Below are 6,636 nucleotides of genomic sequence, written 5' to 3' on the forward strand. Positions count from 1 at the left end.
TACGGATAAAAAACCTTGGACTTAAATTTACATTCCCCGGAACGGCAGCTGATTGAACTCAGGATGGAGCATGCGGACCTCAACGCGCTGGTGGATATCGCGGCGCACACCATGCCCATCGACGAACTGCTGCTCAGACGCCTTAAAAAGCGGCGCCTGCAGCTGCGTGACCAGATCGCTCAACTCGAGTTGTCGCTGGACCCCCCCGAGCCCGCCTGATGACGCTCGCGCTTGAAGTCGAAGAGGCTTTTGCGCCCGGCGGTGTGCTGTCGCGGGCGGCTGAGCACTTCACGCCGCGCAGCGGACAGACCGAGATGGCCCTGGCCGTGGTGCGCGCCATTGAGGGGGCTTACCCCCTGGTGGTCGAGGCCAGCACCGGCGTGGGTAAAACTTTTTCCTACCTGGTTCCGGCCCTGTTGAGCGGCGAGCGCGTGCTGCTGTCGACCGCGACCAAGGCCTTGCAGGACCAGCTGTTCGGCCGCGACCTGCCGCGTCTGGTTGAGGCGCTGGGGCTTCCCGTGAGCACGGCCCTGCTCAAGGGGCGGGCCAGCTACCTGTGCCTGCACCGCATGGAGATGGCCCGCCAGGAGGCCTACCTGCCCGACGGCGTTTCCGTGCGCGCCCTGGCCAGGATTGAAGAATGGTCCAAGGTGACGCGTACCGGCGACCTGGCCGAGCTGCCGGGGCTGGACGAGCGTTCCCCCATGATCCCGCTGGTGACCTCCACGCGCGAAAACTGCCTGGGCGCCCCATGCCCGCGTTTTCGGGCCTGTCACGTGAATCTCGCCCGCAGGGAGGCCATGGCGGCCGACGTGGTGGTGATCAACCACCACCTGTTTTTCGCCGACCTGGCGGTGCGCGAGTCCGGCGTGGCCGAGCTGCTTCCTTCGGTGCGCATCGCCATCTTTGATGAGGCGCACCAGCTCAATGAAACCGGCGTGCAGTTCCTGGGCACCAACCTGACCACCGGCCAGCTGCTGGATTTCGCCAGGGACATGCTGGCCACCGGCCTGCAACTGGCGCGCGGCCTGGTCGATTGGCAGGAAGTGGTGTCCGCGGTGGAGCACGCCGCGCGCGAGCTGCGGCTGTGCGCTGGAAAACAATACCCCGGGACCAAGCTCAGGTGGGTGGATGAATCCCCCGAGGGCCTGGATGCGGACGAATGGAACGGTGCTTTGCAAGCCGTTCACGCCTCCTGTGAGCAGGCCTGCGCGGCCCTGGATACCGTCAGTGAAATTGCCCCCGACTTTGTTCGTCTGCATGAGCGCGCTACGGAGCTGGCCGAACGCGCCCGGCGCTTTGTCCATGCCTGTGAGCCGGGCTGCGTGCGCTGGGCCGACGTGGGCACCCAACTGCGGCTGGTCGAGTCGCCGCTGGATATTTCCAAGGCCGTCAAAAGCAAGGTTTTGGGTGCCGGCAATGGCGTGGACAAGACCTGGGTGTTCACCTCGGCCACGCTGGGCGACGACGACAAGCTCAGCTGGTTCACCCAGCCTTGCGGGCTGGAGGAGGCCCAGGTCTTGCGGGTCGGCAGCCCTTTCGACTATGAACGCCAGGCGGCGCTTTATGTGCCGCCGTCCTTTCCCAAGCCGGGAGACCCCCTTCATACGCTGACGGTCGCCGAATCCGCCGCCAGGTGGTCGCGGCACCTGGGCGGCCGCACGATGGTGTTGACTACCACATTGCGGGCCTTGCGCACCATTGGCGACGCGCTCAGGGACGCTTTCCGCGAGTCGCCCGACATGGAGGTGCTGGTGCAGGGCGCCATGCCCAAGCGCGTGCTGATCGAGCGCTTTCGCGAGGGCAACGCCAACGGCGGCAAAGGCTGCGTGCTGGTGGCGTCGGCCTCGTTCTGGGAGGGCATCGATGTGCCGGGCGATGCGCTGCAACTGGTCATCATCGACAAATTGCCTTTTCCGCCGCCGAATGACCCTTTGGCCGAGGCCCGCTCCAAGCTGCTGGAGTCACAGGGGCGCAGCGCGTTCAACGATTATTTTCTGCCCGAGGCGGCCGTGGCGCTCAAGCAGGGCGCCGGCCGGTTGATACGCCGTGAAACCGACGAGGGCGTGCTGGTCGTGTGCGACAGCCGCCTGGCGTCCATGGGCTACGGTAAGCGTTTGCTGAGGGCGTTGCCGCCCATGCGGCGTCTGGCGTCAGAGCAGGAGCTGACGGACAGGCTGGACGGTCTTACCAGAACTTGTACCAGGGATTGTCTACAGCCTTGAAGCCCTTGGTGAGGTAGGGGCTCTGTGGGTAGTTTTTTTCCATGATGCGGCGGGCGTCGTCGCGCAGCTCGGCCATGCCCAGGGCATCATAGGATTTGTAGAGGATGTAGACGGCTTCTTCCAGCGCGGGCACGTCGCGGTAGTCGGCGATCGCGGTCTGGGCGCGGTTGATCGCGGCCACATAGGCGCCGCGGGAATAATAGTAGCGAGCCACATGCACTTCCGATTGCGCCAGCGAGTTCACGATATAGCTCATGCGCAGGCGTGCATCGGGCGTGTACTTGGACTCGGGGAAGCGGGTCACCAGTTCCCGGAATGATTCAAACGATTCCTTGGCGGCCTTCTGGTCGCGCTCGGACAGGTCCTGGCGCGAGATGAAACCAAAAATGCCCAGGTTGTCGTTGAAATTGACCAGGCCCTTGAGGTAAAGCGCATAGTCGAAGGCGGGACTGGCGGGATGCAGCTTCATGAAGCGGTCCAGCGTCGCGATAGCCTGGGCCTGCTCGCCGCCCTTGTACTGGGCATAGGCTTTTTCAAGCTGGGCCTGCTGGGCCAACGGAGTGCCCGCCGCGCGGCCTTCGAGTTTTTCATACAGGGGAATCGCCTTTTCGTAGGCGCCCGAACTCGCTTCGTCCTTGGCTTCGGCGTAGATCTTGTTGGGGCTCCAGGTGGCCGTCTTGTCGACAGCCGGTGTGCTGGAGCAGCCGGCGATCACAAAGGACAGTGCGCAAACGGCTGCAAGAAGCGGCATTGCATTGGGAACAACCGATAATTTGGTGGAAAACATTGCAATCGACCTTCTTGATGACTGATTCAGAACAAAGCAAATTGATTATATCGGCCGCTGCTGCGCCCGAAAGCGTCCCGGACGAGGCCCAGGAGGAGGGGGACACAGCGGCCGAGATGGAGTTGCGAGAGGTGACGGTTCCCGCTGAGAGTCACGGCAGCCGGCTTGACCGCGCTTTGGCCGCCATTGTGCCCGAGTTCTCGCGCACCTATCTTCAGCAACTGATTGAGAGCGGTATGGTGACGCTGGCCGGTGCGCCGGCGACCAAGGCCTCTGCCAAAGTCAAGGCTGGGGATACGCTCCTGATCGAGTTGCGCCCCACGCCACAAAGCCAGGCTTTCAAGCCCGAGACCATGGCACTGGACATCGTGTTTGAAGACGCTTACCTGATGGTGGTCAACAAACCGGCGGGGCTGGTGGTGCACCCCGCACCGGGCAACTGGAGCGGAACCCTGCTCAACGGCTTGCTGGCGCATGATCCCCAGGCCGTGTTCCTGCCGCGCGCCGGCATCGTCCACCGCCTCGACAAGGACACCAGCGGCCTGATGGTGGTCGCCCGCCAGCGAACCGTGATGGATCAACTGGTCGGCCTGATCGCCGCTCGCGACGTGAGCCGGGAGTATGTAGCCCTGGCCCACGGCGCCTGGCAGGGCGCAAAGACCCGCCAGGTCGATGCCCCCATAGGCCGAGACCCGCGCAACCGGCTGCGCATGGCGGTGGTGGACCTGGAGAAAAATGCCGGCAAGACGGCCTCCACGGTGGTGTCGTTGCTGCAAAACGCCGGCAAGCACTGTATGGTCAAGTGCAAGCTGCATACGGGGCGCACCCACCAGATCCGGGTCCACATGGCGCTTCTGGGCCATCCGCTGGTGTCCGATGAGCTCTATGGCGGAGCGCCCGCCGGGGGCCTGGGCCGACAGGGCCTTCATGCCTGGCGCCTGGCCTTCAGCCATCCCGTCACAGGCAAGCCCATGGAGTTCCGGTCCGAGCCGCCCGCCGACCTTCAGGCCGCTATGGCCGGTTTGGGCCTGATATACAATCAAATTCAGTAGTCTCCAGCTACCTGCACCATGGCTCCTGACCAGGAGATTGCGCATGGATGCATGCGCGAACAAGCGCCGAACCCACGTTTTCCCGGCCTTTTTTTCCGCCCTTTTTCGGAACGACCACAATCATGAATACGACGGATGCAAAGCGCGTCCTCGAAACAGCACTTATTTGCGCGCAGCAACCGCTGCCACTGCGTGAAATGGGTGTGCTGTTCAACGGGGTACTGACTGCCGACAGCCTCAAGCTGGTACTTGAAGAATTGCAGAACGACTGGGCGGGCCGTGGCGTGGAACTGGTGCACGTCGCGACGGGCTGGCGCTTTCAAAGCCGGCCTCAGATGCGCGAGTACCTGGACCGGCTGCATCCTGAAAAACCCCCGCGCTACAGCCGCGCTACGCTGGAAACGCTGGCCATCATCGCCTACCGCCAGCCCGTGACGCGCGGTGACATGGAAGATATCCGCGGCGTGACGATCAACAGCATGATCCTCAAGCAACTGGAGGATCGCGGCTGGGTCGAGGTCATAGGCCATCGCGAAACCGTCGGGCGGCCCGCGCTGTATGCGACCACCCGGCAATTCCTGGATGACCTGGGGGTGGAGTCGCTGGATCAGCTTCCTGTCATGGAAAGCAACACCTCAACGCCTGCCGCCATGCTTGAGCAGATCGAGTTTGGCATGGCCGGGCTGGCCGACGGCGAGGCGCAGCTCGAAGGGCTGCAACTTGGCATGCAGGCACAGGATGCCGACCTTGTGGAGGGCCCAGCCGGCGTGAGCGAATCCCCGGAACCGGAAGCCATGGGCGAAGGCCATGAACCGGCCGGCAACGTCGAGGTGGCTGACAGTGAAATGCCCGAACCCGTGGAAGCGGTGACCGAAGCCTCGCAACCGCAAGCCCATGGCGACGGCGATGCCGAAGCTTCCGGGCAGGACGACGTCGATTTCCCCGTACGAATGTAAAAAATGACCCAACAAGATCCTCCCGTCTCGCAACCCGTGGAAATGCCCACTGGTGAAGACCAGGTCAAGACGCAGCCCCAGGAGCAGCCCGCGCAGGAGGCTTCCGAGCTGATCACGCCGGCGCAAGCCGATACGCCACCGCCCGCGCGGCCTGCCAGGGGACGCAACGCCGCTCCCGCCGCCGGCGCAATACGCTTTGAAGACGTGGTAACGGGGCAGTTTGACGCCGACGAGGAAGACGTCGCCCTCGCGCCGCCCAAGCGTGTGTTGTCGCCGCAGCCCGAGACCCCCAAGCTGCACAAGGTGCTGGCCCAGGCCGGCCTGGGTTCGCGCCTGGAAATGGAGCAACTGATCCTGGAAGGGCGGATTTCAGTCAATGCCGAGCCGGCCCACATCGGGCAGCGCATCCAGTTCGGTGACACCGTGAAAGTCAACGGCAAGCCCATCCGCGTGCGCATAGACCCGCCGCCGCCGCGCGTGATCGCCTATCACAAGCCGACGGGCGAAGTCGTCACGCACGACGACCCGCAGAACCGCCCGACGGTTTTCCGGCGCCTGCCCAAGCTGTTCCAGGGAAAATGGCAGTCGGTGGGACGGCTTGACCTGAATACCGAAGGCCTGCTCCTGCTGACCAGTTCCGGCGAGCTCGCCAACAAGCTGATGCACCCGCGCTTCGGCCTTGAGCGCGAGTACGCGGTCCGCGTGCTGGGCGCTCTGAACAATGAAGAGAAAAAACGCCTGCTTGACGGCGTGACCCTTGACGACGGCGTCGCCCAGTTCGGCTCCATCGAGGCCGGCGGCGGCGAAGGCGCCAATTGCTGGTACCGGGTGACGATTTCCGAAGGGCGAAACCGCGAAGTGCGGCGCATGTTTGAGGCGGTCGGCCACGCCGTGAGCCGCCTGATCCGCATCCGTTACGGGGCCATGGTCCTGCCGCGCGGCCTCAAGCGCGGCGCGTTTGTCGAGTTGGACGAGCGCGACATCTGGGCTCTTACCAATGCGGTGACGCGTTCCGAATCCCGCGCCGATCCGCGCTCAGCCGCTGGAGGCCCCCAGGTGGGTGCGCCCGGCGGCGAAGGCGGCGAGCCGCGCCAGGGGCGGGGCCCGCGCAGGAACGAGCGGCCGCGCGGCGGGCGCGACCGGTTTGCGGCGCCACCGGCGGAAGTTTCTTCCGGGGCCGCTGCGCAGGGCGGCGTCGACCAGGATCCCGACGACTCGCAGCCTCCGCTTCCGCGAAACGATTCCGCGCCTCGCGGGAACCGGCGCCGCGGCGGAAAAGGCCGCGGCCAGGGCGGCAATGCCGGTCCCGGCCCCCGTAACGGGCCGCCTCCCGGCAACGGCATGCAGGGGCAAAAACGGCGTGACGACCGCGGTGACCGCGGCGACAAGCTTCCAGGCGGCGCCCAGCCCGATCCCATGAAAACCTCGTTCGGCTATATCGGCGCGGACACCTTCACGCGGCAACGCCAGGGCCAAGGCCAGCAGCGCCGCGGCGGCTCCGGCATGGGGGGCGGCGGCAATGCCGGCGGCCAGCGCCGTGGGGGGCCGGCCCCCCCCCCCCCAGGCCCCCCCCCAACACCCCCGCCCCCCAGGCCCCGGGGGAGGGCCCAATTTTT

General features: G+C 65.3%; 6 protein-coding genes. 5 read left to right on the forward strand and 1 reads right to left on the reverse strand.

The annotated features are described in order from the left end of the window. Nucleotides 1–15 precede the first annotated feature (15 nt). On the forward strand, nucleotides 16–219 hold the full coding sequence (locus tag ACEN8I_RS22375) for a DUF465 domain-containing protein (protein ID WP_007871178.1): 204 nt from the start codon (nucleotides 16–18) through the stop codon (nucleotides 217–219). Then, a complete protein-coding gene (locus ACEN8I_RS22380) occupies nucleotides 219–2,225 on the forward strand; it encodes an ATP-dependent DNA helicase (protein WP_413330828.1) in 2,007 nt (668 codons plus the stop codon). Before ACEN8I_RS22375 ends, ACEN8I_RS22380 begins: the two co-directional genes overlap by 1 nt. Here the strand turns inward: ACEN8I_RS22380 and ACEN8I_RS22385 are convergent. Next, nucleotides 2,188–3,012, reverse strand: a complete 825-nt coding sequence (locus tag ACEN8I_RS22385; protein WP_413330829.1) for an outer membrane protein assembly factor BamD — start codon at nucleotides 3,010–3,012, stop codon at nucleotides 2,188–2,190. The genes ACEN8I_RS22380 and ACEN8I_RS22385 overlap by 38 nt on opposite strands. Nucleotides 3,013–3,029: 17 nt before the next feature. On the opposite strand from ACEN8I_RS22385, the gene ACEN8I_RS22390 reads away from it, so the two are divergent. From ACEN8I_RS22390 to ACEN8I_RS22400, 3 genes are all read left to right on the forward strand, one after another. Then, nucleotides 3,030–4,064: an RluA family pseudouridine synthase gene (locus ACEN8I_RS22390; RefSeq protein ID WP_413330831.1), complete on the forward strand. Its 1,035-nt coding sequence runs from the start codon at nucleotides 3,030–3,032 to the stop codon at nucleotides 4,062–4,064. A 122-nt stretch (nucleotides 4,065–4,186) separates the two neighbouring features. Beyond that, entirely contained in the window at nucleotides 4,187–5,020 is an 834-nt protein-coding gene (scpB, locus tag ACEN8I_RS22395; protein WP_413330832.1) for an SMC-Scp complex subunit ScpB, read from the forward strand. Nucleotides 5,021–5,023: 3 nt separating this feature from the next. Continuing rightward, nucleotides 5,024–6,636, forward strand: a 1,613-nt coding sequence (locus tag ACEN8I_RS22400; protein ID WP_413330833.1) for a pseudouridine synthase, incomplete at its 3' end; no start/stop codon positions are given.

The sequence above is a fragment of the Polaromonas sp. CT11-55 genome (genome assembly GCF_047303325.1).
Taxonomy (GTDB): Bacteria; Pseudomonadota; Gammaproteobacteria; order Burkholderiales; family Burkholderiaceae_C; genus Polaromonas.

Excerpts from the sequence above, each read along its gene's own strand:
- ACEN8I_RS22385 (WP_413330829.1), bottom strand. The coding sequence starts at position 3,012 with ATGTTTTCCACCAAATTATCGGTTGTTCCCAATGCAATGCCGCTTCTT.
- ACEN8I_RS22390 (WP_413330831.1), top strand. The coding sequence starts at position 3,030 with ATGACTGATTCAGAACAAAGCAAATTGATTATATCGGCCGCTGCTGCG.
- scpB (WP_413330832.1), top strand. The coding sequence starts at position 4,187 with ATGAATACGACGGATGCAAAGCGCGTCCTCGAAACAGCACTTATTTGC.
- ACEN8I_RS22380 (WP_413330828.1), top strand. The coding sequence starts at position 219 with ATGACGCTCGCGCTTGAAGTCGAAGAGGCTTTTGCGCCCGGCGGTGTG.